Origin of the sequence: Martelella mediterranea (genome assembly GCF_021021415.1) — a bacterium.
Classification (GTDB): domain Bacteria; phylum Pseudomonadota; class Alphaproteobacteria; order Rhizobiales; family Rhizobiaceae; genus Martelella; species Martelella mediterranea_C.
In genome coordinates, this window is sequence record NZ_JAINWJ010000027.1 from 32412 (window position 1) to 54283 (window position 21872).

Consider the following 21872-nt stretch of genomic DNA (forward strand, 5'->3'; position numbering starts at 1 on the left):
TTGGGCCTTAACGGCGGCAAACATCTCGGCTAGACCTGTCGCACCGCGTTTGAAAGTGGAATGTGTTGAAATGACTTCGTTCTTTGGACTTCTGTTTTTGCTTCTGATTCTGGCCGCGCTGGCGGTTTCGAACAAGGAGCTGAAGCGTCGACTGAACAGGCTGGAGGATGAACATCGAACGATTCGCAGCCGGGTGGAGGCGCTGGAGCGCGGCGGCGATGGCGCGGCGAAAGGCGCCGCGGCCTCCGACGTCGAGGAGCCGCAAAAGGTTGCGATCGAGCCGATCGGCGCCAGAACCGATATGACTAAAACTGCAAACGCCGCGCCGCCGCAGCAAAGAGAAACGACAGAAGCCCCTCGACCGGCGGCCGCGTCAAGTGGTCCCCCCCGCGCCTTCGTCTTTACCGGAACGCTGCTGCGGCAGTTCGGCGGCTGGCTTCGCGGCAACTGGACGATCGCCCTTGCGGCGCTGTCGCTGGCGCTCGGCGGAATCTTCATGGTGCAGTACGGCGTCGAAAACGGGCTTCTGACGCCGGTCTGGAGGGTTATCGGAGCGCTGATCCTGGGCGCGCTGCTGGTGGGCGTCGGCGAGAGGCTTCGCCGCCGCTATGGCGATGAGGAGACGCCGGCCACCCGATCCCTGCCCTCCGTCTTCGCCGGCGCGGGTCTGATAACGCTTTTTTCCGCCGTGCTTGCCGCGCGTCTGCTTTATGGTCTTGTTTCCGCGGAGACGACGCTCGCCGGGCTTGTTCTGGTCAGCGTTCTGGCAGTGGCGCTCGGCTGGCTTTATGGCTCCGTACTCAGCGCCGTTGGTATTATCGGCGCCACAGCCGCCCCGTTTCTCGTCGGCGGCGAATCGGACAGCGGCTGGCTGTTCTTCTACTATTTTGCACTGATCGCGATAGCCGGCCTTGCGGTCGACTGTGTGAAGCGTTGGGCATGGGTCTCCGCACTCGTGCTGATCGCCACCACCGCCGCCGCAACAGTGCTTTATGCCGCGACGGGCGGCCTCATCCACTACACGGCCTTCCTTGCCCTATCCTGGCTGGCAGCCGTTATAATTCCAGTGCAGAGCCTCGTGCCGAACCATGTAGGCCAGACGATAGTGGCGACTTTCGCGGGCAAAACGCCGCGCGCCGACTTCCCCGCCCGGATCGTTGCGGCGATGACGGCCTTCGTCTGCGGCGCGGGCATAGTTCTTTCCCTTGAAGCGCAGTCAATCGCGGAGGCCAACATCGCCTTCGTGCTCATCGCCCTTGTTCTTGGCGCGACGTTGATTTGGATGCACCGGGCGGAAGCGCTGACGGATATGCCGCTCCTGCCCGCCGCCGCGTTTCTGGCGGTGCCTGTGCTGCAGGCCGTCGAATATGGACCGCTGTTCAGCCATTTCGTTGCTGCGCTGCAGGTCGAGACCGATGGAGCCCCGGCGTCATCCTTCATCACCCTTTCCCTTGTCCTGTCGGCGATCGCGTCTGTGATGAGCTTCTGGCGGATGACGCATTGCGCAGACGAAGAAAAGACGGCGCTGGGATTTGCCCTTGGCGCCGCGGTATTCGCGCCGGCCTGCGCCTTCATCTTCCAGTTTCTGTGGTCGCCGGCGGCGGCCTTCGGGGATTATCTCTGGAGCCTGCATATTCTCGCCATCGCCGCGGTGATGGCGTTTATGACGGACCGGGTGCTGCGCGGAGAAAATCACGGAAGGCGGCAACTGCAGGCGGCGCTATTCGCCATTTCCGCACTCTCGATGCTGGCGCTGGCGCTATTCGTTGTACTCACCCAAACGGCGCTCACATTGGCGCTGGGCGTCGTGGTCATTCTCACGATCTGGCTCGATCGCCGGTTCGATCTCGCGCTGGTTGGCATCTTCACCAAGATTGCGCTGGCGATCATCGCCTACCGGCTGGTGATTAGCCCCGGCTTTTTCTGGGCGATGCGCAGCAACACATCCTGGCTTATGTTTTTCGAGGCCTATGTCGGCACGCTGGCGCTGCTTTATGTCGGATGGCGCCTGACCGTGGAGCGCGCGCGCGCGTCGGTGCAGGCGGCCATCGAAACCACCACCTGGACGATTGCCGCCGTATTCGCCTGCGCGCTGCTGCAACGGTTGGTTCCTGAAGAGCCGGGCTTGCTTGCCGCCGTGACGGCCATCGCCATGCTGGGGCAGATCAGCCGTCTGTCGACTTCGAACAGATGGCTGTGGCATCTTCGGGTCGCCCTGGCAGTCGTCTTCGGCCTGATCACCCTGACGCTGATCGCCGTGCCACTGACACTCACTAACCCGCTTCTCTTCCGATCCAACCTGGTAACCGGCCCGCCGATATTCGACAGTCTGGCGCTCGCCTATCTGCCGCTTTCGGTGGTCCTCGCGATCGGCGCCTGGAAGATCGGCACTCTCGGGCGATGGTTGCGAATCGGCTTTATCGGGGTCGCGGGCCTGCTGGCCAGCTATTATGTGGTGTGCGAGATCCGGCGGTTCTGGCGCGGCAACGACCTTTCGGTTCCGGGCGTCACCCAACCAGAGCTCTACAGCTACACGATCGCGCTGGTGATCGTCTGCGCGGTCCTGCTGCTGGTGAGCTTCGCAAGACGCTCCAATGCGCTGCGCAAGGTCGCCATGGCAGCAACCGGCCTCACCATAGCGAAGGTCTTCCTGGTCGATATATCCGGCCTGGAAGGCCTGTTGCGCGTCGTCTCCTTCATCGGCCTCGGTTTGGCGCTGGCCGGCCTCGGCTGGCTCGACCGCACGATGAACCTGCGCTGGAACAGCGCCTCGGCTCCGCCTGATACGGCGGATGAAGACGGAGAGTAAGAGCGAACAATCCCATAGATTCGCGCGAGGTTGGTTGAGGGTGTTTCAGAACACTTTCAACCAATCTCACGAAGACCAGCGAGGTTCACACCAGACGAATTGAGCGCTGGAAACTCGCCTCAGACGCCATGCGCCGCCTCGAAGTGCTCCACACATGGCTCCAACGTGGGGCACAATACGGCATAAACGATTGTTTTTACTGAATGAAATTCAAAAAATGGTGCGGTCGAGAAGACTCGAACTTCCACGGGTTGCCCCACAGCGACCTCAACGCTGCGCGTCTACCAATTCCGCCACGACCGCATCGTGGTAGATGCCGGTTTGTGCCGGCGCCGCAGCATGTAGCAAAAGCAAACTCGCCACACAAGCGCCATTGATCGTTTTTTTTCATTTCTGCACGCGAAGTGTGAAACCGCGCTCTCCGCCCGCCGCGACAGGCCTTGCGGCGCTTGCCGTCCCGCCCCAAATCTGCGAGGAGAAGGCCGAAGGATCCGCACATGCAAAGAAGCGACATCGAGACCCTGATGCAGCCCGAGCCCGGCAGCCCGCCGGTGCGCTGGCGGGTGAGCGAGGGACTGACGGAATACCCTGCGGCGCTTGCCGAAATGGAGCGTGAGGTCGACCTGATCGCGTCCGGCGAAGCGGACGAGCTCGTCTGGCTGGTCGAGCATCCGCCGCTCTATACAGCCGGCACCAGCGCCAATGCCGGCGACCTGCTGATCGCCGATCGATTCCCGGTCTATGAAACCGGACGCGGCGGCGAATATACCTATCACGGCCCCGGCCAGCGGGTCGCCTATCTGATGCTCGACCTGAAGCGCCGCCGCCGCGATGTGCGCGCCTTCGTCGCCGCGATCGAGGAGACCATCATCAAGACGCTCGATTCGATGAATGTGCGCGGCGAGCGGCGCGAGGACCGGGTTGGCGTCTGGGTCCGGCGGCCCGAACGCCCGCCGCTGCCGGACGGCTCCATGGCCGAGGACAAGATCGCCGCGATCGGGATCAGGCTCCGGCGCTGGGTCAGCTTTCACGGCCTGTCGATCAATGTCGAGCCGGAACTCGAGCATTTCGGCGGCATCGTGCCCTGCGGCATTTCAGGCTATGGCGTCACCAGTCTCGTGGATCTCGGCCTGCCGGTGACCATGGGCGATGTCGACATCGCGCTGCGCAAGGCCTTCGAGGATGTATTCGGAGAAACGGAAATCGAGGGCTGACCCTGCTATTGCAGCGTTCGGTTGCCGGTCGCAAAGCCTGAAAGACGCGCGCGCGATGCGCTGCCTTTGGCATCGCCGTCGCGACGGCCGGTTTTTCCCACGCGGTTGATGCCCATCACCATGTCGGTGTGTTTCATCCCGGCCTCGCCGCAATCGTCTTCCCAGTCGCCGGAAATCAGCCAGAACGGCCGCACGCCGAGGATCGCGGCGATCTTCACCAGGCGCTCTACGGTCGGTTCGGCGCGGTCGCATTCCCAGTTCCTGAGCGTCAGTGGCGCAACGCCAAGCCGCGCGGCCGCGGTATCGAGGCTCAATCCTGCGCTTTCGCGCGCGGCAAGCAGCCTGCCGCCGAGCGTGTCGTCGGCGTAGAATTTCTCGTCCATTGCGCTTCCTTCCCGAAAACCGCGCCGGTTTGCCCGGTCTTGATCCTTCATAGCCAATCGCGGGCAAAACCGCCACCCACACCCGCTGCTTTCCGCAAATCAACTGAAATTGGTCGCTTGCATACTTGCCGACGACGGAGCGCGCATGCGAAACTCGGTGCACGAAAACAAGAGAATCCGGGAGTAACGCCGATGGATGTACGCGCCGCAGTGGCTGTTGAAGCGGGAAAGCCGCTGGAAATCATGAATGTTCAGCTCGAAGGACCGAAAGCGGGCGAAGTCCTGATCGAGGTCAAGGCCACGGGCATTTGCCATACCGACGATTTCACGCTGTCGGGCGCCGATCCGGAAGGTATTTTCCCGGCGATCCTCGGCCATGAGGGCGCGGGCGTGGTGGTTGACGTCGGCCCGGGCGTAACCTCGGTGAAGAAGGGCGATCACGTGATCCCGCTCTACACCCCGGAATGCCGCGAATGCCCCTCCTGCCTGTCGCGCAAGACGAACCTGTGCACCGCCATCCGCTCGACCCAGGGTCAGGGCCTGATGCCGGACGGCACGTCCCGGTTTTCGCTCGATGGCAAGCCGCTCTACCACTATATGGGCTGCTCGACCTTCGCGAATTTCACCGTGCTGCCTGAAATCGCGGTCGCCAAGATCAACCCGGACGCACCCTTCGACAAAGTCTGCTATATCGGCTGTGGCGTCACGACAGGCGTCGGCGCGGTGATCAATACGGCCAAGGTGGAAATCGGCGCGACGGCGATCGTCTTCGGTCTCGGCGGCATCGGCCTCAATGTCATCCAGGGGCTCAGGCTTGCCGGCGCGGACATGATCATCGGCGTCGACCTCAACAACGACAAGAAGGAATGGGGCGAGCGCTTCGGCATGACCCATTTCGTCAATCCGAAGGAGATCGGCGAGGACCTCGTCCCCTATCTGATCAATCTGACGAAGCGCGGCGCGGACACGATCGGCGGCGCGGACTACACGTTTGATTGCACCGGCAACACCACCGTCATGCGTCAGGCTCTGGAAAGCTCCCATCGCGGCTGGGGCAAGTCGGTCGTCATCGGCGTTGCCGGCGCGGGCCAGGAAATCTCCACCCGTCCGTTCCAGCTCGTCACCGGGCGCTCCTGGATGGGCACCGCCTTTGGCGGCGCGCGCGGGCGCACCGACGTGCCGAAGATCGTCGACTGGTACATGGACGGCAAGATCGAGATCGATCCGATGATTACCCATCTCCTGAAGCTGGAAGACATCAACAAGGGCTTCGATCTGATGCATGGCGGCGAGAGCATCCGCTCGGTTGTCCTCTACTGATGGCATTGACCGTCGATATCGCCCGGCTGGATGCGCTCACGCCGGGCGAATTGCATGACCTGTTCCGGCTGAGGATCGACGTGTTCGTGGTCGAGCAGAACTGCCCCTATCCCGAGATCGACGGCAAGGACCCCGAGGCGCTGCATCTGCGCCTTCTGGACGAGGGCCGGCTTGCCGCCTATGCCCGTATCTTCGCAGCCAACGCGACCACGAGCGAGGCGCGAATCGGCCGCGTCGTCGTCGCGCCCGATTATCGCGGCCGGCGTCTCGGCGAGCGCATCATGCGGGAGGCGATCGCCGCCTGTGAAAAACGCGCGCCGGGCGCTGCGATCGCGATTTCGGCGCAGGCGCACCTGCAGCGCTTCTATGGCGGTCTCGGCTTCAGCGTGACCTCGGCGGAATATCTTGAGGACGGCATCCCGCATGTGGACATGATCCGCCCCGCCGAGAGGATCGCCTCATGATCTATGTCGATGCCGATGCCTGTCCGGTGAAGCCGGAGGTGATCAAGGTGGCGGAGCGTCACGGGATGCGCGTCACCTTCGTGGCCAATACCGGCCTGCGCCCATCGCGCGATCCGATGATCTCCAATGTCATCGTCTCCGGCGCATTCGATGCCGCCGATGACTGGATTGCCGAACGCGCCGGCGCGGGCGATATCGTCGTGACCGCCGATGTGCCGCTTGCCGAGCGTTGCGTTCAAGCCGGCGCGCTGGTCACCGGCCCGACCGGCAGGGTCTTCGACGACAAGAATATCGGCATGGCCCGCGCCATGCGCGATCTCGGCCAGCATCTGCGCGAGACCGGCGAGAGCAAGGGCTACAACGCGCCGTTTTCGGCCCGCGACCGATCGGCTTTTCTACAAACCATGGAACAGCTTTGCCGCAAGGCGAAGTCGTCCGGTGAATGACGAAGGAAATCACGATGAACATTATTTCCGAAAACACTGCCTTCGGCGGCATGCAGGGCGTTTTCTCGTACGAATCGGAAGCCTGCGGATGCGAGATGACCTTCGCCGTCTTCCTTCCGCCCCAGGCGACCGAGCGACCCTGCCCTGTGCTTTGGTATCTCTCCGGCCTTACCTGCACCCATGCCAATGTCATGGAAAAGGGCGAGTACCGGCGCATGGCCGCCGAGCTCGGCCTGATCATCGTCTGCCCGGATACCAGCCCGCGCGGCACTGACGTTCCCGATGCGCTCACCGACTGGCAGATCGGCAAGGGGGCAGGCTTCTATGTCGATGCCACCGAGGAGCCGTGGTCGCGGAACTACAGGATGGAAAGCTACATCACGGAGGAGTTGCCGGCGCTGATCGCCAAGAGCTTCCGCGTCGACATGGATCGCCAGGGCATTTTCGGCCATTCCATGGGCGGCCACGGCGCGATGACGCTGGCGTTGAAAAATCCCGGCCGCTACAAGAGCTGCTCGGCCTTCGCGCCGATCGTCTCGCCCTCGACATCGGCTTGGGCGCAGGGCGCGTTCACGAAATATCTGGGCTCCGACCAGTCTATCTGGCGCAAGCACGATGCCTGCGCGCTGGTGGAGGATGGCGCGCGCTTTCCCGCCTTCCTGATCGACCAGGGCAAGGCCGACAATTTCCTGGAGGACGGGCTGAAGCCGTGGCTGTTCGAGGAGGCCGTCAAGGGCACCGATATCGAACTCACGCTGCGCATGCACGAGCGCTACGACCACTCCTACTACTTCATCTCGACCTTCATGGACGATCACCTGCGCTGGCACGCCGAACGGGTGTAAGAGACCTGCCGGCTGCAAACCGACCATTGTCGGCTCGTCCGGAAAGCTTCGCGAGCGTCAGGGGAATGTGACGTCTTCGCATGCGATCGTTGAACAACGCAAAGAGGCCGGGCATTGACGCCCGGCCTCCTTGTTTTCGAATACAGTAACGATCAGTTCAGCGAAACCGTGAAGAACAGCGTCTCGCCGGAGGAATCGTCGACGCCGTCATTGTCGGTGACCGCATAGGCCGTGCCGTCGGCGGCGATGGTGAAGCCTTCGATCTTGTCGACGACGAAGCCGTTGGAGGCCGACTTCATCAGCGGCATCAGATCGGCGGCTTCCTGCTTCTCTACAACCGGCAGATCGGAGCCGATCGGCGCCGGCTGCATGTCGGAAAGGGCGACCTTGTAGAGCTTCTTCAGCTTGGCGGCCTCGCCGATCTGGTTGTCGCGCTCGACGATGTAGACGCTGTCGCCGTTCGCCGTGATCTCGGAAAGACCGATCCAGCCCTTTTCCGGCGTTTCCAGCGGATAGGCGACCGCGCCCCATTCCTTGGTGGCGGGCTTGTAGGCGAGCAGCTTGACGAAGCCCTTCTCGTCGTCTGCCCATTCGCGCTGCACCGCCATCCACAGCGTCAGGTCATCGCCCTCGCCGACCGTGGTGATGCCTTCCATGCCGAAGCGGGTCTGGTTGGCGAGCAGAGCCTCCGGGAGGTCGATCGTCTCGGTGATCGCGCCGGTGCCGTCGACATGATAGACCGCATGCGGCACTTCCTTGTCGGGATTGCCTTCCGAGGCGAGCCAGAAGCCGCCATTGCCGTCGGTCGCAACGCCTTCGAGGTCGAGCTTTTCGGCCGGGGCGCCATCGCGGGTGACGCGGATGACATCGGTGATCATCGCCGGCTTCTGCGAGGCGTCGATGATGAAAATTGACGGCTGGGCGGAATAGAAGCTGTCATTGACGGCATAGAGCTTCGAAGCATCGCCCGGATCGGCGGCGAGGCCCGAAAGCGCACCGAAGCCGATCAGCTCATCGCGCGAGACATCGGAGAGTATCTGCGGATAGTTCGGCTCGGCGTCTTCGTAGGCATAAAGCATCACATGGGCGCGCACGCCGCCATCGGGGCCGAGATCGGTCTCGTTGGCGGTGACCAGCAGGTTGCGGGCGGGAATGGCAACGCCGCTTTCCGGCGACAGACCGGACGGCAGGAGCTGAACCAGCTCGGGCGCGTCGGCGGCGCTGTCATCATAGACGCCGACGACGGAGGCGCGCTCGGAGAGCACGAACAGATAGTTGGTGTCGCCGAAGGTGCCCTTGATCATGCCCTCGGGCTCGACGCCCTTCTTGTCGGCGCGCTTGTCCGGGAAATGGCCGATCGAGGCGACGGCGCGCTCGAACGAGCTGCCGGAATCATAGAGCAGTTCGCCGGCATCGGAGAAGATCGAGAAGCCGCGCGAGCCGCCCTTGTAGTCGCCCTCATTGGCGATGGCGAAGCGGTCATTGTCGAGCCATTTAACGGTGTCGGGCTCGCGCGCGATGCCGGACAGCGAACCGGTGAAGTCGAGCTTGCCGTCCTTTTCGATGTCGACGCCGCTGATATCGACGGAGCCTGCGGAGAAGTGGTTCTTCACCTCGCCGGTATTGCCGTCGATGATCGCGATGCCGTTGTTTTCCTGCAGCGTCACGACGATTTCATTGTCGTCGTTGATGTCGACGAATTCCGGTTCGGGATCGGTGGGCGCGACCATTTCGGAGAAACCGGCGAGCGCAACGTGCTTGATCGTGGCGCAATCGGCAACACCGTCATTGAGCGAAATGATCACCAGATCGCCGGCCGGCATCTGCGGGATTTCGCCGTCGTTCAACTCTTCGTCGCGCTCGTTTTCGATCGCGATGGCAACGATCGAGCCGTCCGGAGACACGGCGACGGAATCAGGCTGGCCGCCGAGATCGCACTGGCTTTCCAGCGTGCGCGAGGCGATATCGACAACGCCGAGGAAGCCGGACGGATCGGTATAGCTTTCCGACGTATTGACGCCGACCAGCGCCTTTGCGCCGGAAACGGCAACCGAAGTCGGCTCACCTTCAAGCGTGGTGATGCCGAGCGCGGCCGGGACCTTCATGTCGGTGATGTCGAAGAAGCCGAGCGCGCCGAGCGGGCTGTCGGAATAAATCAGCGTGTTGCCGTCTTCGCTGGCCGCGATGATCTCGGCCGAGGTCTCGGTCGCGGGGTCCATGTCGGCGGGCAGGTTTTCGGCAACGGAGAAAACCGCGATGCGGTTGAAGACGGGATCGGCGGCGGCGGGGAAAGCGGCGGAAGCCAGAAGCGCAGCGCTCAAGGCCGCGCCGGTGAGACGGAATCGCATGAATATACCCTCCAAGGTGATGATGTCCGGAGGGTTCTGCGCGCGCGGTGTGACAGCAGGATTACGCCGTGATGACACGACGATGACAACCCCGCCTACTTTTCCCGCCGGCGCTCGATCAGCATGATCGAAAGCGAGGCGCAGAGGATCATCACGCCGCCAATCCAGAACAGCGTGTCCGGCGCATAGCCGAACACCAGCCAGCCGCCGAGCACGTTGAGCGGCAGTTTCAGGTCGTCAAAGGGCTGGACATAGGCCGCGTCCGCGCTCGAATAGGCAAGCGTCAGAAAATACTGCGCCAGCGCCGTCAGCAGGCCGAGCGCCAGCATGATCCAGATGATATCGCCGGTCGGCACGGCAAAGCCGCCGCCGATGGCGACCAGCGCGTTGATCGGGGTCAGCAGCATCAGGAGCCAGACGGTGATCGATTCGGGGCGTTCATGGGCCGTCAGCCGCTTGGTGATCAGCGAGGTTCCGCCCCACAGAAGCGCGGAGGCAACCGGCAGAAGCGCCGCCCAGGTAAAGCTTTCCGACCATGGCTGAAGGATCAGCAGCGCGCCGGTGAAACCGACCGCCGTCGCGATCCAGCGCGAGGGGCCGACCGTCTCGCCCAGGAACAGTTTCGCCCCGACGATGATGAAGAAGGGCGAGGTCATGACCAGCGCGATCGCCTGGCTGATCGGAACCGAGGCAAGGCCGATGGCCCACGCCTGTACCCCGAGCGCGGAAAGCGCGACCCGGAAAACATGCTGCCAGGGATGGTTTGTGCGCATCACCGAAAGGCCGGTGCGCCAGAGATAGGGCACGGCAAAGACCAGCGCGATGCCATATTGCCAGAAGGCGACCGACGAGGCGGCGAACCCCATATTCATCGTCACCTGCTGAAGCGCCACATTACCGGCCGCGTAAACCACGCCGGCCATCACCATCCAGAAGGCCCCGGTCAGCGCCGGAGAGCGATAGATTGCCTTAGCCATATGTACGACAGACCTTTCAGCACGAGCGTGAAACGATGCCAGAGGTAAAGAAGTTGCGCCTTTCGGGCAAGCGCGTTTGCGCGCCGCGCGTCACAGCGGCCGGACGCGGGTGACATAGGCCTCGAAGAAATCCGAAAACCGAGCAACCCGGATCGGCAGCCTCTCATAGGGCGGATAGTAAAGCGTCAACCAGAGTTCCGGCGGTGACCAGTCGGAAAGCACCTGCTTCAGCCGTCCCTCTCCCAGCGCTTCCTCAACAATGAAATGCGGCAGCAGCGCCACGCCCTCGCCATTCTCGGCAAGCCGCGCCAGCAATTCGCCGTTGTTGCCGGCGAGATTCGTTCCCGCCCTCACCCGCCGCTTTTTCCCGGCGCTCGTCAGCTCCCAGGTTTCACCCGTCGCCTCGGCGTCGAAGGCGAGGCAGGCGGCGGCGGCGAGATCGTCGGGCGTTTGCGGCGTTCCGTTTGCGGCGAGAAAGCCGGGCGAGGCCACCAGCACCCGACGGACCGGGCACAACTTGCGCCAGATCGTCGACTTGTCGTCCGGCGGGCCGGAAATGCGGATCGCCAGATCGAACGGCGCGCCGACGATATCGACGAAGCTGTCCTCCAGCGTCACCGAAAGGCTGATCGCCGGATGCTCCGAGCGGAAGCCTGAAAGCACGTCCGGCAATATCTGCTGGCCAAGCGACAGCGGCGCGTTCAGTCGGATATGGCCGCTGACGGCGCTTTCACGCTCGCGCACCTCCTCGCTGGCATCGTCGAAGGCCTTCAGCAGCGGCCGCATCCGCGCCGCATAGATCGCGCCCGCCGCGGTGAGCGACACCTGGCGCGTGGTGCGCACGAAGAGCTGCACACCGAGCCGATCCTCCAGCGCGCCGACCGCCCGCGTCACGCTCGGCGCGGTCATCGCAAGCGTGCGCGCCGCCGCGGCGAAACTACCCAGTTCGGCGACGCTCAGGAAAACCCGAATGTCGTTCATGTCCTTCATCGGAAGATTATTACGTTTTTCGCAATAATAATGTCAATTTTATTGCACTACACGCGTAGACCCATAATTGCCATCTTATGGCCAGAAGCGCGGCGCGGCAGATGCGCCCGCACAGCAAGGAACAGTTTGATGTTACAGCAGATCAAGGGCCTGCATCACATCACCTCGATGGCGGCGGATGCCCAGGCCAATAACGACTTCTTCACCGGCGCGCTCGGGCTAAGGCGCGTCAAGAAGACGGTGAACTTCGACGCGCCCGATGTCTATCACCTCTATTACGGCGACGAGATCGGCACGCCCGGCTCGGTGATGACCTACTTCCCCTTCCCGCACATAGCGGCGGGAAAACCCGGAACGGGCGAGGTCGGCGAAACGCTGTTTGCGGTCCCGCGCGGTTCGCTCGGCTTCTGGAAGGAGCGTCTCGGCAAGCTTGGGGTCGGAAACATCACGGAAAGCGAAGTCTTCGGCGAAAAGCGGCTGCATTTCGCGGGGCCGGACCGGGATGCCTTCGCGCTGGTCGAGGTGGACAATGATCACCGCGCCGGCTGGCTCAAGGGCGATATCGCCGAAGCCGAAGCAATCCGGGGCTTCCATGGCGCAAGCCTGCGGCTCGCTGACAGCGGCGCGACGGCGGAACTGCTCGGCTTCATGGGCTATGAAAAGGTCGACAGCAAGGACGACTGGACCCGTTTTGCGATCGGCCACGGCAATGGCGCCGATGTCATCGACATCCAGACCCTGCCCTCGGCCAACGCCGCCCGTCAGGGCGCCGGCTCGGTCCATCACATCGCGTTCGCGGTGGAAGATCGCGCCGCCCAGTTCGAAGTCCGCAAGGCGCTGATGGATACCGGCTATCAGGTGACCCCGGTGATCGACCGGAACTATTTCTGGGCGATCTATTTCCGCACGCCCGGCGGCGTGCTGTTCGAAATCGCCACCAACGAACCGGGCTTTGACGCCGACGAGGACACCGCCCATCTCGGCGAGGCGCTGAAACTGCCGCCGCAATATGAGCAGCATCGTGCGCAGATCGAGCAGATCCTGACGCCGCTCAGGGACTAGCATCGGCCCTGCCCAACCGTTCGGCTGAGCAGGGATCTCACACATATCAAGGTCCGGTCCGGTTCGGCTGGGCCACCTGACGCCGGTCGATCGCGGATGCGCGGCCGGTTGGAGCACGAAGATCATGACCAATGATACATATCAGGCATTCACTCGCGCCGGCGCGGCTGGCGAACCGCTGGTTTTCAGCTTCCACGGCACGGGCGGCAACGAGCATCAGTTCGTGCCCCTGGTGGACCAGCTTCTGCCGGAGGCGGCGATTGTCTCGCCGCGTGGCGATGTATCCGAGCATGGCGCCCTGCGCTTTTTCCGCCGCACCGGCGAAGGCGTCTACGACATGGACGATCTCGCCCGCCGCACGGAGAAGATGACCCGCTTCATAGAGATGCACAGGGCGGCCAATCCCGGTCGCCCCGTCTATGGCATCGGCTATTCCAACGGCGCGAACATTCTCGCCTCGGTGCTTCTCGAAAGACCGGAGCTCTTTGACCGCGCCGTGCTGCTCCACCCGCTGATCCCCTGGACACCCAGGGACAATGCCGGCCTCGCCGGCAAGCAAATCCTGGTGACGGCGGGCGAGCGCGACCCGATCTGCCCGCCATCGCTGACCCGGGCCCTGATCGGCTATTTCGAAGCGCAGAAAGCGGGGCTTCGCTCACTCTTCCATCCCGGCGGCCACGAAATCCGCCCGGAGGAGATTGACGCCGTCGCCACCTTCCTCAAGGCCTGACGAAGGCGATCAGGCCGCATCCGGCAACGCGCCGGATGCGGCAGGCCCTATTGGCCCAGCAGGCTTTCGACGTGACGCGGGATTGCCGTTTCGCGCTCGCGTTTAGCGCGTTCGGCGCGCAGGATTGAGCGGACGAGGTCGTAGGCATCGTCGAGGTCGTCGTTGATGACGACATATTCGTAGTCCCGCCAGTGCGAGATTTCACCGGTGGCGTTCTTGAGGCGCACTTCCATGGCGGCCTTGCTGTCTTCCGCGCGCGCCAGCAGCCGGGCCCTCAGCGCCTCCATCGAGGGCGGCAGCACGAAGATGCCGACGACATCGCCGGGCATGGCCTGTTTCAACTGCTCGGCGCCCTGCACGTCGATATCGAACAGCACGTCGCGGCCGGCGGCAAGCGATTGCTCGACGGCGGCCTTCGGCGTGGCATAGTAATTGCCGTGCACTTCCGCCCACTCCAGAAACGCGCCCTCGTCGCGCTTCTTCATGAAGCCTTCCGGGTCCATGAAGAAATAATGCACGCCCTCGCGCTCGCTCGGGCGGATCTGCCGCGTGGTGGCGCTGATCGACAGATCGATCATCGGGTCCTCGGCCAGAAGCCGCCGCGCGATCGTCGATTTGCCAGCGCCCGAAGGCGCCGCCAGCACCAGCATCACGCCCCGCCGTCTCACCGTTTCGCTCACGTCCATGCTCACTCCAGATTCTGCAATTGCTCGCGAAATTGATCGATCACCGTTTTCAATTCAAGCCCGGCAGCCGTCACCCCCACCGAATTGGATTTGGAACAGATCGTATTGGTTTCGCGGTTGAATTCCTGCGCGAGAAAGTCGAGCCGTCGCCCGCACGGCCCGGGCTCGGCCAGCAGCGCGCGGGCGGCCGTCACATGGGCGCGCAGCCGGTCGATTTCCTCGCGAATATCGGCTTTGGTGGCCAGCAGCACCGCCTCGGCATAGAGCCGGTCGCTTTCGAGCGAGGGGGCGGCTTCAAGAAGCCGCTGCACCTGTTCGGAGAGCTTCGCCGCAATCACCGCGGGCTGGCGCGAAGGGTCTGCCTCGATATCGTCCGTCAGCGCCTCGATCGCGTCGACCTGCCCTTGCAGCACGGCGACGATCTTCTCGCCCTCCTCCGTCCGCATGGCCGCGAGCCGATCGATCGCGAGTTCAAGATCGCGCAGGATCAGGGCTTCGCGCTTTTGAAGGGTCTCGCCGCGCTCCTCCGCCTCGCGCAGCTCGGCGATGCCGCGAATCGCCAGCAATCCTTCAAGCGACAGGCGCGAATCATCCAGCCTGGAAGCAAGTCGGGTCTTGAGATTGAGTACCGCCTCGAGCGCGCTGTCATTGACGGCCAGTTCGAGCTTGCTGTCGGCAACGCTGAGGTTGAGCGCAACCTGCACATTGCCGCGCGTCAGCCTTGCGGCGGCAAGCTTTCTGACAGCGCTTTCCAGATGGTCAAAACCCTGCGGCAGTCGAAGACGCAGATCTAGGCCCTTGCCGTTGACGGAACGCAGCTCCCAGGTCCAGCGATAGCGATCAAACTGCCCCTGACTGCGGGCAAAACCTGTCATCGATTGCTGTGTCATGGTCCCTCGCTAACGCTCGCTTGGCGGCACACTACAGGATTTGACACAACGTCGGAACGCAATAGACAGGCAAACGCACGGTTTTATACCGAGGATCAGTTGGCGGAACGCTCGGCCTCCACCTTGCGCCATGCACGCACGTTGGCGTTGTGCTCATCCAGCGTCTCGGCAAAGGCGTGGCCGCCGCTGCCATCGGCAACGAAATAGAGCGCATCGGTCTCGGCGGGGTTGGCGACGGCCTCCAGCGCATCGCGTCCGGGATTGGCGATCGGCCCCGGCGGCAGACCGTTGATGCGGTAGGTGTTGTAAGGCGTTTCCTTGTCGAGATCAGAGCGGTAGATCGGGCGGTCGGAGGGTTTTCCCTCGCCGCCGAAGATGCCGTAGATCACGGTCGGATCGGACTGAAGGCGCATGCCGCGCTTGAGACGGTTGAGAAACACCGCCGCCACCAGCGGCCGCTCTTCCGCCACGCCGGTTTCCTTTTCCACGATCGAGGCCAGGGTGAGGAATTCCTCCTTGTTCTCGATCGGCAGGTCCCTGGCGCGCTGCAGCCAGATTTCATCGACCAGCGCCTCCTGGCCCGCCCGCATCTTTTCGACGATCTCGGTGCGCGGCGTTCCGCGCGCAAAGGAGAAGGTCTGCGGCATCAGGCTGCCTTCCGGCGGCAATTCCTCCGGCAGGTCGCCGGACAGGTTCGGGTCGGCGGCCAGCTTGTCGAAGACCTCGCGCACCGTCAGCCCCTCGGGAAACGAAATGCTGAACAGGATCGACTTGCCGGATTCGAACAGATCGGCGATCTCCTGCATCGAAGCGCCCGCCTCGATCTCGTAATCGCCGGCCTTCAGGGTCTCACCATCGCGCATGCGCGCCGCCGTCACATAGCGGAAAATCCGGGAATCGGAGATGATGCCCTCGCGCTCCAGGTCACGCGCGATCATCGCCAGCCCCGCGCCGCTTTTCACCGTGAATTCCGTGTCGGCGGCCAGCGGACCGGGATCGCGATAGCTCGACATGGCGTAGTAATAGATCGCGATTGCGCCGAGGCAGCACAGCACCAGCAGCGTCATCATGAAATTAAGCAGGATGACGACCGGGCTCTTGGCCTTCTTCGAACGCGCGCTTGGTTGGGGTACACGCTCCGGCCTCAGCGCCTGTTTGGCCGATTTCACCGCCGCCGGCCTGCGTTCCGGCGCCGAACCGCGCTCACTGTCCTGATCCGAGCCGCTCACCGGACCCCCTTTTCGCATGTTCCTCGACGACTTTTAAAAAGCCGCCTGACCCAAATGAATTGCCGGTGTTGTTATCAATGTCCGACATTGCCGGCGAACCGGATGAAAACGGCCAGTCGAAGCTTAACCGGTTGAGCCGCCGATTCGTCGTTAACGGCTGCCAAAGCCTGCTCTTCAATAAAAAAACGGCTGCAAAATGTCAGCCGTTTCTTTTCCATGTCCACAATGGCGGTCGGCTCAATCCGCGTAGCGTCGTAGCACCAGCGAGGCATTGGTGCCGCCGAAACCGAAGGAATTCGACAGCGCGACATCGATATTGCGCTTGCGGGCCGCCTTCGGCACCAGATCGATCGCCGTCTCGCGCTCGGGATTATCGAGGTTGAGCGTCGGCGGCGCTATGTTGTCTCGGATCGCCAGCGTCGAAAAGATCGCCTCGATCGCGCCCGCCGCGCCCAGAAGATGGCCGGTTGCGGACTTGGTGGAGGACATTGAGACCTTGCCGGCGGCATCGCCCAGCAGCCGCTCGACGGCGCCAAGCTCGATCGTGTCGGCCATGGTCGACGTGCCATGGGCATTGATGTAGTCGACCTCGGACGGCGCGACGCCGGCGCGCTTCAGCGCTGAGGTCATGCAACGGAACGCACCCTCACCGTCCTCGCTCGGCGCGGTGATGTGGAAGGCATCGCCGCTCATGCCGTAGCCGACCACCTCGGCATAGATCTTGGCGCCGCGCGCCTTGGCGTGTTCCAGCTCCTCGAGCACCACGATACCGGAGCCCTCGCCCATCACGAACCCGTCGCGGTCGACATCATAGGGGCGCGAAGCGCGCTGGGGATCATCGTTGAAATTGGTGGAGAGCGCCTTGCAGGCGGCAAAGCCGGCAAGCGCGATGCGGCAGATCGGCGATTCCGTGCCGCCGGCGACCATCACATCGGCATCGCCGTAACCGATGATCCGGCTGGCGTCGCCGATCGCATGCGCGCCCGTGGAGCACGCCGTGACCACGGAGTGGTTGGGGCCGCGCAGCTTGTGGCGGATCGATACCTGGCCGGAAGCGAGATTGATCAGACGGCCGGGAATGAAGAACGGGGAAACGCGGCGGGGGCCGCGATCGCGCAGCGTGTAGCCGGCTTCGACGATGCCTTCGAGCCCGCCGATGCCGGAGCCGATCAGCACGCCGGTCGAGATCTGGTCGTCATCGCTTTCGGGATGCCAGCCGGCATCGTCAAGCGCCATGTCAGCGGCAGCGATCGCGTAGGTGATGAACGGATCGACCTTGCGCTGCTCCTTCGGCTCCAGCCACTGATCGGCGTTGAAGGTGCCATCGCTGCCGTCGCCGACCGGGATCATGCATGCAATCCGGGCTGCAAGGTCTTCGGTCTCGAACGCGGTGACCTTCCCTGCTCCGCTGACGCCGTCAAGCAGACGCGACCAGGTTGTCTCGGTTCCTGAGCCCAGCGGCGTTACCATGCCCAGACCGGTGATTACGACACGCCTCATTGGTGGATCGCCCCCATTTTTCTCAAGTTTCTTGCCATCATGACCAGTGTTTCATGCCGGCCAATGCCGAGTGGAATCGACATTCGCCCGACTATAAACGCTCTCGTCACAAGCGCAAAACCGTCCTTGATGCGTTCCCGTCCCGGAACGCCGGACAAAAAAATGGCCCGTATTACCGGGCCGTTCGAGGCGGGTTGCAGGTATGACCCGAACGCCGCCCTGAATTTTCAGTCGATCAGGCCTGAGCCTTTTCGATGAACTTGATGGCATCGCCGACCGTGAGGATCGAATCAGCGGCATCGTCGGGGATTTCCACACCGAACTCTTCTTCGAAGGCCATGACCAGCTCGACGGTATCGAGCGAGTCGGCGCCGAGATCGTCGATGAAGCTTGCGCTTTCGACAACCTTGTCGGCATCCACGCCCAGGTGGTCAACTACAATTTTCTTAACGCGTTCTGCGATATCGCTCATGTCGGTTTCCTCGACCTGTCTCAAGTTCTACCGGATGCCTTGACATCCGCTATGTGAAAGCCGCCGGCCCTCCAAAAGGAAACACGCCGCGGCAGATATGTGAACCAAAGCCCACTTAAACCGAAATCCCGGCCGATGGACCGGGCTTCGTTCATTGGACTGTTCTTGGCAGTCCCGGCCCGCTTACCATGCTTTGTTCTGAGCGCAAAGCCCAAAAAACACCGCGTTGCCGGTCTCTCCAGCATTTTCGACGACCCGCGTGGAGCGGACCGCGATGTCAGATCATGGCCATGCCGCCATTGATATGCAAGGTCTGGCCCGTGACATAGCCGGCCTCGTTGGAGGCAAGATAGGTGACGGCGGCGGCGATGTCATCCCCGCTGCCCATCCGCTTCATCGGCACCGCGCCAAGGATCGCTTCTTTCTGCTTGTCGTTCAGCTTGTCGGTCATTGCGGTTTCGATGAAGCCGGGGGCGACGCAATTGACCGTGACGTTGCGCGGCGCGACCTCCTGCGCCAGCGATTTCGAAAAGCCGATCATGCCGGCCTTGGCGGCGCAATAGTTCGCCTGCCCCGGATTGCCGGTGACGCCGACGATCGAGGTGATGTTGATGACCCGGCCGAAACGGCGGCGCATCATCGGATGCATGATGGTGCGGGTCAGCACGAAGGCGGCGGTGAGGTTGACCTCCAGCACGCTTTCCCAGTCCGCGTCGCTCATGCGCACGAACAGGCCGTCCTTGGTGATGCCGGCATTGTTGACCAGGATGTCGATGCCGCCGAGATCCGCCTCGGCCTTTTCGCCAAGCGCCTTGACGGCATCGCGATCGGAAAGATTGGCGGGGAACACATGGGTGCGCTCGCCCAGCTCGCCGGCGAGCGCCTCGAGCTTTTCCGCGCGGGTACCGTGGAGTGCCACGGTCGCGCCCTGGGCGTGAAGCATGCGGGCGATCGCCTCGCCGATGCCGCCGCTGGCGCCGGTAACGAGCGCCTTTCGGCCAGTCAGATCCAACATGTCATAACCTCGTCAGATGTTTGCCCGCCAATCGCGGGCCGTTTCGGTTTCAGCCCTTGATCGCCTTCAGCGCCGCGTCGATATCGCCCGGCGCGTTGATCGCGACGCCGGAGAGCGAACGCTCGATGCGCCGCGCAAGACCGGTCAGCACCTTGCCGGCGCCGACTTCATAGAGCGTTTCGATTTCATTTGCCGCAAACCAGCTTACCGTCTCGCGCCAGCGCACCCGGCCCGTGACCTGCTCCACCAGCAGCTTCGTGATCTCATCGGGATCGGAAACGGGGGCGGCGCGGACATTGGCGATAACGGGCACGACCGGTTCGCCGCGACGGACTTCGGCAAGCGCCTCCTCCATCGCATCGGCGGCCGGCGCCATCAGCGCGCAATGGAAGGGTGCGGAGACCGGCAGCAGCAGCGCGCGCTTGGCGCCCTTCTCCGTCGCGATCCCGACCGCCTTTTCGACAGCGTCCTTGCTGCCGGAGATCACCACCTGGCCACCGCCATTATCGTTTGCGATCTGGCAGACGCCGGTCGCCGAGGCGTCTTCGCACACCGCTTCAACATCCTCGAACTCAAGCCCGATGATCGCTGCCATCGCGCCCTTGCCGACGGGGACCGCGCGCTGCATGGCATTGCCGCGGATGCGCAACAGCCGGGCGGTATCGGCCAGCGAGAAGGTGCCTGCAGCGCACAGCGCCGAATATTCGCCGAGCGAGTGACCGGCGACATAGGATATGTCTTTTGCCAGATCGAGGCCTTCGGCCTCCAGCACCCTGACGGTTGCAAGCGAGACCGCCATCAGCGCCGGCTGGGCGTTGGCGGTGAGCTGCAACTGATCCTCAGGCCCTTCCCAGATCGTGGCGGAGAGCTTTTCGTCGAGCGCATCGTCGACTTCCTCGAACACCAGCCGGGCGGCGGTAAACTCATCCGCCAGCGCCTTGCCCATGCCGACGGTCTGGCTTCCCTGACCGGGAAAGGTGAATGCAACGCTCATTTCAATCAGCCTCTTTGCCGTGAAACCTCCCGCGCGTTCCTTATACTACCGGATCGCGTCGGTTTTCGTTCTCCAATTGACGTTTCGTTCGCCCAAGTCAAGGGCGCGCCACGACGCGCCGCGACAAGTCGGTACCGAAAAAAACCTGCATGCGCTTGCGCCCGGGGCGGTTCCGGCTAAAGTCGCCTCACCGATCACACCAGCCGTTTTTCAAGGTAAACTTATGAAAATCAAAAGTTTGGGCCGCACCGGCATCAGGGTTTCGCAAATCTGTCTCGGCACCATGACATGGGGCACGCAGAACACGCTGGAGGAAGCTTCCGCCCAGATGGACTATGCCGTGGAAAACGGCGTCAACTTCTTCGACACCGCCGAGATGTATCCGGTGACCCCAATCGGCCCGGAAACCTACGGCCGCACCGAGGAATTCATCGGCGAATGGCTGAGCGCGCGCAAGAAGCGCGACGATATCGTGCTCGCCAGCAAGGTGGCGGGCCCCGGCCGCCCATGGGTGCGCAATGGCGGCCCGCTGACGCCGGAGGGCATCCGCACGGCGCTCGATGACAGCCTGAAGCGGCTGAAGACCGATTACATCGACCTCTACCAGGTGCACTGGCCGAACCGGAACCATTTCCATTTCCGCAATTCCTGGTCCTACTCCCCCTTCGGGCAGGACCGGTTCCAGGCGCGCATCGATATCGCCGAGACGCTCGACACGCTGGACGATCTGGTGAAAGCCGGCAAGATCCGCGCCATCGGCCTTTCCAACGAGACCTGCTGGGGCGCGATGAAATATCTGGAACGCGCCGAGGCCAAGGACCGGGCGCGGATCGCGACCGTTCAGAACGAGTACAATCTGCTCTACCGCCACCACGACCTCGACATGGCCGAGCTTGCCTATCACGAGGATGTCGGCCTTCTGGCGTTCTCGCCGCTCGCCGCCGGGCTTCTGACCGGCAAATACCGCAATGGCAAGCTGCCGGAAGGCTCGCGCGCGGCGGTCTCGTCCGCCGATCTCGGCGGGCGACTGCAGGAGCACCAGGAACCGGCGGTCGACGCCTATTGCAAGCTTGCCGAAACCCACGGGCTGGACCCGGCGCAGATGGCGCTCGGCTTCGTGCTGTCCCGCCCCTTCGTGACCGCCGCCATCATCGGCGCGACCACAATGGAGCAGCTCAAGACCAACATCGCCGCAGCAGACGTCGCCATGACCGACGATATTCTCGGCGATATCGCAAGGGTGCACCGGACCTTCCCTGCGCCCATCTGAGGCCCAGCCGCAGAGCCCCCCAACAATCTCCCCCCTTGAGGGGGAGATGCCCCGACAGGGGCAGAGAGGGGTGAAACTTATCCGAGAGCACGGAGACTGCGGTTTCTAGGGCTTGCGCCCTTTACCCCTCTCTGTCGCTTTCGCGACATCTCCCCCTCAAGGGGGGAGATTGATGGCTGCGACGCGGTGCGCAGCAATTTCGCCCAGATCGCGGCACTTCTCCCGCCC

At 63.2% G+C, this 21872-nt stretch carries 20 protein-coding genes and 1 tRNA gene; 9 read left to right on the top strand and 12 right to left on the bottom strand.

Going from position 1 to position 21872, the window contains the following annotated elements; translation table 11 throughout:
- Positions 1-70: 70 nt before the first annotated feature.
- Positions 71-2809 (top strand): DUF2339 domain-containing protein, encoded by a 2739-nt coding sequence (locus K7H91_RS15940; RefSeq protein ID WP_230721252.1) that lies wholly within the window; start codon positions 71-73, stop codon positions 2807-2809.
- 218 nt (positions 2810-3027) lie between these two features.
- Here K7H91_RS15940 and K7H91_RS15945 read toward each other — a convergent pair.
- Positions 3028-3112, bottom strand: a tRNA-Leu gene (locus K7H91_RS15945).
- Between the two features lie 194 nt (positions 3113-3306).
- Between K7H91_RS15945 and lipB the strand changes: the two genes are divergently transcribed.
- Positions 3307-4023 carry a lipoyl(octanoyl) transferase LipB gene (lipB, locus tag K7H91_RS15950; RefSeq protein WP_230721253.1) on the top strand — a complete coding sequence of 239 codons (717 nt, stop codon included), beginning with the start codon at positions 3307-3309 and terminating at the stop codon, positions 4021-4023.
- A 5-nt stretch (positions 4024-4028) separates the two neighbouring features.
- Here lipB and K7H91_RS15955 read toward each other — a convergent pair whose 3' ends face one another.
- A complete protein-coding gene (locus K7H91_RS15955) occupies positions 4029-4406 on the bottom strand; it encodes a helix-turn-helix domain-containing protein (protein WP_230721254.1) in 378 nt (125 codons plus the stop codon).
- 192 nt (positions 4407-4598) lie between these two features.
- On the opposite strand from K7H91_RS15955, the gene K7H91_RS15960 reads away from it, so the two are divergent.
- From K7H91_RS15960 to fghA, 4 genes are read left to right on the top strand one after another with little or no spacing between them, the layout of a single operon-like run.
- A complete protein-coding gene (locus tag K7H91_RS15960) occupies positions 4599-5726 on the top strand; it encodes an S-(hydroxymethyl)glutathione dehydrogenase/class III alcohol dehydrogenase (protein WP_230721255.1) in 1128 nt (375 codons plus the stop codon).
- A complete protein-coding gene (locus K7H91_RS15965; protein ID WP_230721256.1) occupies positions 5726-6190 on the top strand; it encodes a GNAT family N-acetyltransferase in 465 nt (154 codons plus the stop codon). Before K7H91_RS15960 ends, K7H91_RS15965 begins: the two co-directional genes overlap by 1 nt.
- Positions 6187-6636, top strand: a complete 450-nt coding sequence (locus K7H91_RS15970; protein ID WP_230721257.1) for a YaiI/YqxD family protein — start codon at positions 6187-6189, stop codon at positions 6634-6636. The genes K7H91_RS15965 and K7H91_RS15970 overlap by 4 nt, the downstream gene beginning before the upstream one ends.
- Positions 6637-6650: 14 nt before the next feature.
- Complete coding sequence (gene fghA / locus K7H91_RS15975) at positions 6651-7481, top strand: S-formylglutathione hydrolase (RefSeq protein WP_230721258.1); 831 nt, start codon at positions 6651-6653, stop codon at positions 7479-7481.
- Positions 7482-7633: 152 nt separating this feature from the next.
- On the opposite strand, the gene K7H91_RS15980 is transcribed toward fghA, so the two are convergent.
- The 3 genes from K7H91_RS15980 to K7H91_RS15990 form a co-directional block, all read right to left on the bottom strand.
- Positions 7634-9829 carry an esterase-like activity of phytase family protein gene (locus K7H91_RS15980; RefSeq protein ID WP_230721259.1) on the bottom strand — a complete coding sequence of 732 codons (2196 nt, stop codon included), beginning with the start codon at positions 9827-9829 and terminating at the stop codon, positions 7634-7636.
- A 95-nt stretch (positions 9830-9924) separates the two neighbouring features.
- Complete coding sequence (locus K7H91_RS15985) at positions 9925-10806, bottom strand: DMT family transporter (protein WP_230721260.1); 882 nt, start codon at positions 10804-10806, stop codon at positions 9925-9927.
- 90 nt (positions 10807-10896) lie between these two features.
- Complete coding sequence (locus tag K7H91_RS15990) at positions 10897-11796, bottom strand: LysR family transcriptional regulator (protein WP_230721261.1); 900 nt, start codon at positions 11794-11796, stop codon at positions 10897-10899.
- Between the two features lie 129 nt (positions 11797-11925).
- On the opposite strand from K7H91_RS15990, the gene K7H91_RS15995 reads away from it, so the two are divergent.
- Entirely contained in the window at positions 11926-12858 is a 933-nt protein-coding gene (locus K7H91_RS15995; RefSeq protein ID WP_230721262.1) for a ring-cleaving dioxygenase, read from the top strand.
- Between the two features lie 124 nt (positions 12859-12982).
- The gene (locus tag K7H91_RS16000) at positions 12983-13588 is read left to right on the top strand and encodes an alpha/beta hydrolase (RefSeq protein ID WP_230721263.1); all 606 of its coding nucleotides are present in this window, start codon (positions 12983-12985) and stop codon (positions 13586-13588) included.
- A 47-nt stretch (positions 13589-13635) separates the two neighbouring features.
- On the opposite strand, the gene gmk is transcribed toward K7H91_RS16000, so the two are convergent.
- The 7 genes from gmk to fabD all read right to left on the bottom strand — a co-directional run bounded on the left by gmk (position 13636) and on the right by fabD (position 20374).
- Positions 13636-14274, bottom strand: a complete 639-nt coding sequence (gmk, locus tag K7H91_RS16005) for a guanylate kinase (protein ID WP_230721264.1) — start codon at positions 14272-14274, stop codon at positions 13636-13638.
- Between the two features lie 2 nt (positions 14275-14276).
- Positions 14277-15164 carry a YicC/YloC family endoribonuclease gene (locus tag K7H91_RS16010; RefSeq protein ID WP_230721265.1) on the bottom strand — a complete coding sequence of 296 codons (888 nt, stop codon included), beginning with the start codon at positions 15162-15164 and terminating at the stop codon, positions 14277-14279.
- Positions 15165-15259: 95 nt separating this feature from the next.
- Positions 15260-16411: an endolytic transglycosylase MltG gene (gene mltG / locus K7H91_RS16015; RefSeq protein WP_269066296.1), complete on the bottom strand. Its 1152-nt coding sequence runs from the start codon at positions 16409-16411 to the stop codon at positions 15260-15262.
- Between the two features lie 219 nt (positions 16412-16630).
- A complete protein-coding gene (gene fabF / locus K7H91_RS16020; protein WP_230721267.1) occupies positions 16631-17893 on the bottom strand; it encodes a beta-ketoacyl-ACP synthase II in 1263 nt (420 codons plus the stop codon).
- A gap of 235 nt (positions 17894-18128) precedes the next feature.
- Positions 18129-18365: an acyl carrier protein gene (locus tag K7H91_RS16025; protein WP_018062986.1), complete on the bottom strand. Its 237-nt coding sequence runs from the start codon at positions 18363-18365 to the stop codon at positions 18129-18131.
- Between the two features lie 277 nt (positions 18366-18642).
- On the bottom strand, positions 18643-19380 hold the full coding sequence (gene fabG, locus K7H91_RS16030; protein ID WP_230721268.1) for a 3-oxoacyl-[acyl-carrier-protein] reductase: 738 nt from the start codon (positions 19378-19380) through the stop codon (positions 18643-18645).
- Positions 19381-19429: 49 nt separating this feature from the next.
- Positions 19430-20374, bottom strand: a complete 945-nt coding sequence (gene fabD, locus K7H91_RS16035; RefSeq protein ID WP_230721269.1) for an ACP S-malonyltransferase — start codon at positions 20372-20374, stop codon at positions 19430-19432.
- Between the two features lie 223 nt (positions 20375-20597).
- Between fabD and K7H91_RS16040 the strand changes: the two genes are divergently transcribed.
- Positions 20598-21644, top strand: coding sequence for an aldo/keto reductase (locus K7H91_RS16040; protein WP_230721270.1), 1047 nt, complete (start codon positions 20598-20600; stop codon positions 21642-21644).
- Positions 21645-21872: the final 228 nt, after the last annotated feature.

What these genes read in the sequence shown, in the direction of transcription:
- K7H91_RS15940 (WP_230721252.1), top strand. Translation starts at nt 71, where the DNA reads ATGACTTCGTTCTTTGGACTTCTGTTTTTGCTTCTGATTCTGGCCGCG.
- lipB (WP_230721253.1), top strand. Translation starts at nt 3,307, where the DNA reads ATGCAAAGAAGCGACATCGAGACCCTGATGCAGCCCGAGCCCGGCAGC.
- K7H91_RS15955 (WP_230721254.1), bottom strand. Translation starts at nt 4,406, where the DNA reads ATGGACGAGAAATTCTACGCCGACGACACGCTCGGCGGCAGGCTGCTT.
- K7H91_RS15960 (WP_230721255.1), top strand. Translation starts at nt 4,599, where the DNA reads ATGGATGTACGCGCCGCAGTGGCTGTTGAAGCGGGAAAGCCGCTGGAA.
- K7H91_RS15965 (WP_230721256.1), top strand. Translation starts at nt 5,726, where the DNA reads ATGGCATTGACCGTCGATATCGCCCGGCTGGATGCGCTCACGCCGGGC.
- K7H91_RS15970 (WP_230721257.1), top strand. Translation starts at nt 6,187, where the DNA reads ATGATCTATGTCGATGCCGATGCCTGTCCGGTGAAGCCGGAGGTGATC.
- fghA (WP_230721258.1), top strand. Translation starts at nt 6,651, where the DNA reads ATGAACATTATTTCCGAAAACACTGCCTTCGGCGGCATGCAGGGCGTT.
- K7H91_RS15980 (WP_230721259.1), bottom strand. Translation starts at nt 9,829, where the DNA reads ATGCGATTCCGTCTCACCGGCGCGGCCTTGAGCGCTGCGCTTCTGGCT.
- K7H91_RS15985 (WP_230721260.1), bottom strand. Translation starts at nt 10,806, where the DNA reads ATGGCTAAGGCAATCTATCGCTCTCCGGCGCTGACCGGGGCCTTCTGG.
- K7H91_RS15990 (WP_230721261.1), bottom strand. Translation starts at nt 11,796, where the DNA reads ATGAAGGACATGAACGACATTCGGGTTTTCCTGAGCGTCGCCGAACTG.
- K7H91_RS15995 (WP_230721262.1), top strand. Translation starts at nt 11,926, where the DNA reads ATGTTACAGCAGATCAAGGGCCTGCATCACATCACCTCGATGGCGGCG.
- K7H91_RS16000 (WP_230721263.1), top strand. Translation starts at nt 12,983, where the DNA reads ATGACCAATGATACATATCAGGCATTCACTCGCGCCGGCGCGGCTGGC.
- gmk (WP_230721264.1), bottom strand. Translation starts at nt 14,274, where the DNA reads ATGGACGTGAGCGAAACGGTGAGACGGCGGGGCGTGATGCTGGTGCTG.
- K7H91_RS16010 (WP_230721265.1), bottom strand. Translation starts at nt 15,164, where the DNA reads ATGACACAGCAATCGATGACAGGTTTTGCCCGCAGTCAGGGGCAGTTT.
- mltG (WP_269066296.1), bottom strand. Translation starts at nt 16,411, where the DNA reads ATGCGAAAAGGGGGTCCGGTGAGCGGCTCGGATCAGGACAGTGAGCGC.
- fabF (WP_230721267.1), bottom strand. Translation starts at nt 17,893, where the DNA reads ATGAGGCGTGTCGTAATCACCGGTCTGGGCATGGTAACGCCGCTGGGC.
- K7H91_RS16025 (WP_018062986.1), bottom strand. Translation starts at nt 18,365, where the DNA reads ATGAGCGATATCGCAGAACGCGTTAAGAAAATTGTAGTTGACCACCTG.
- fabG (WP_230721268.1), bottom strand. Translation starts at nt 19,380, where the DNA reads ATGTTGGATCTGACTGGCCGAAAGGCGCTCGTTACCGGCGCCAGCGGC.
- fabD (WP_230721269.1), bottom strand. Translation starts at nt 20,374, where the DNA reads ATGAGCGTTGCATTCACCTTTCCCGGTCAGGGAAGCCAGACCGTCGGC.
- K7H91_RS16040 (WP_230721270.1), top strand. Translation starts at nt 20,598, where the DNA reads ATGAAAATCAAAAGTTTGGGCCGCACCGGCATCAGGGTTTCGCAAATC.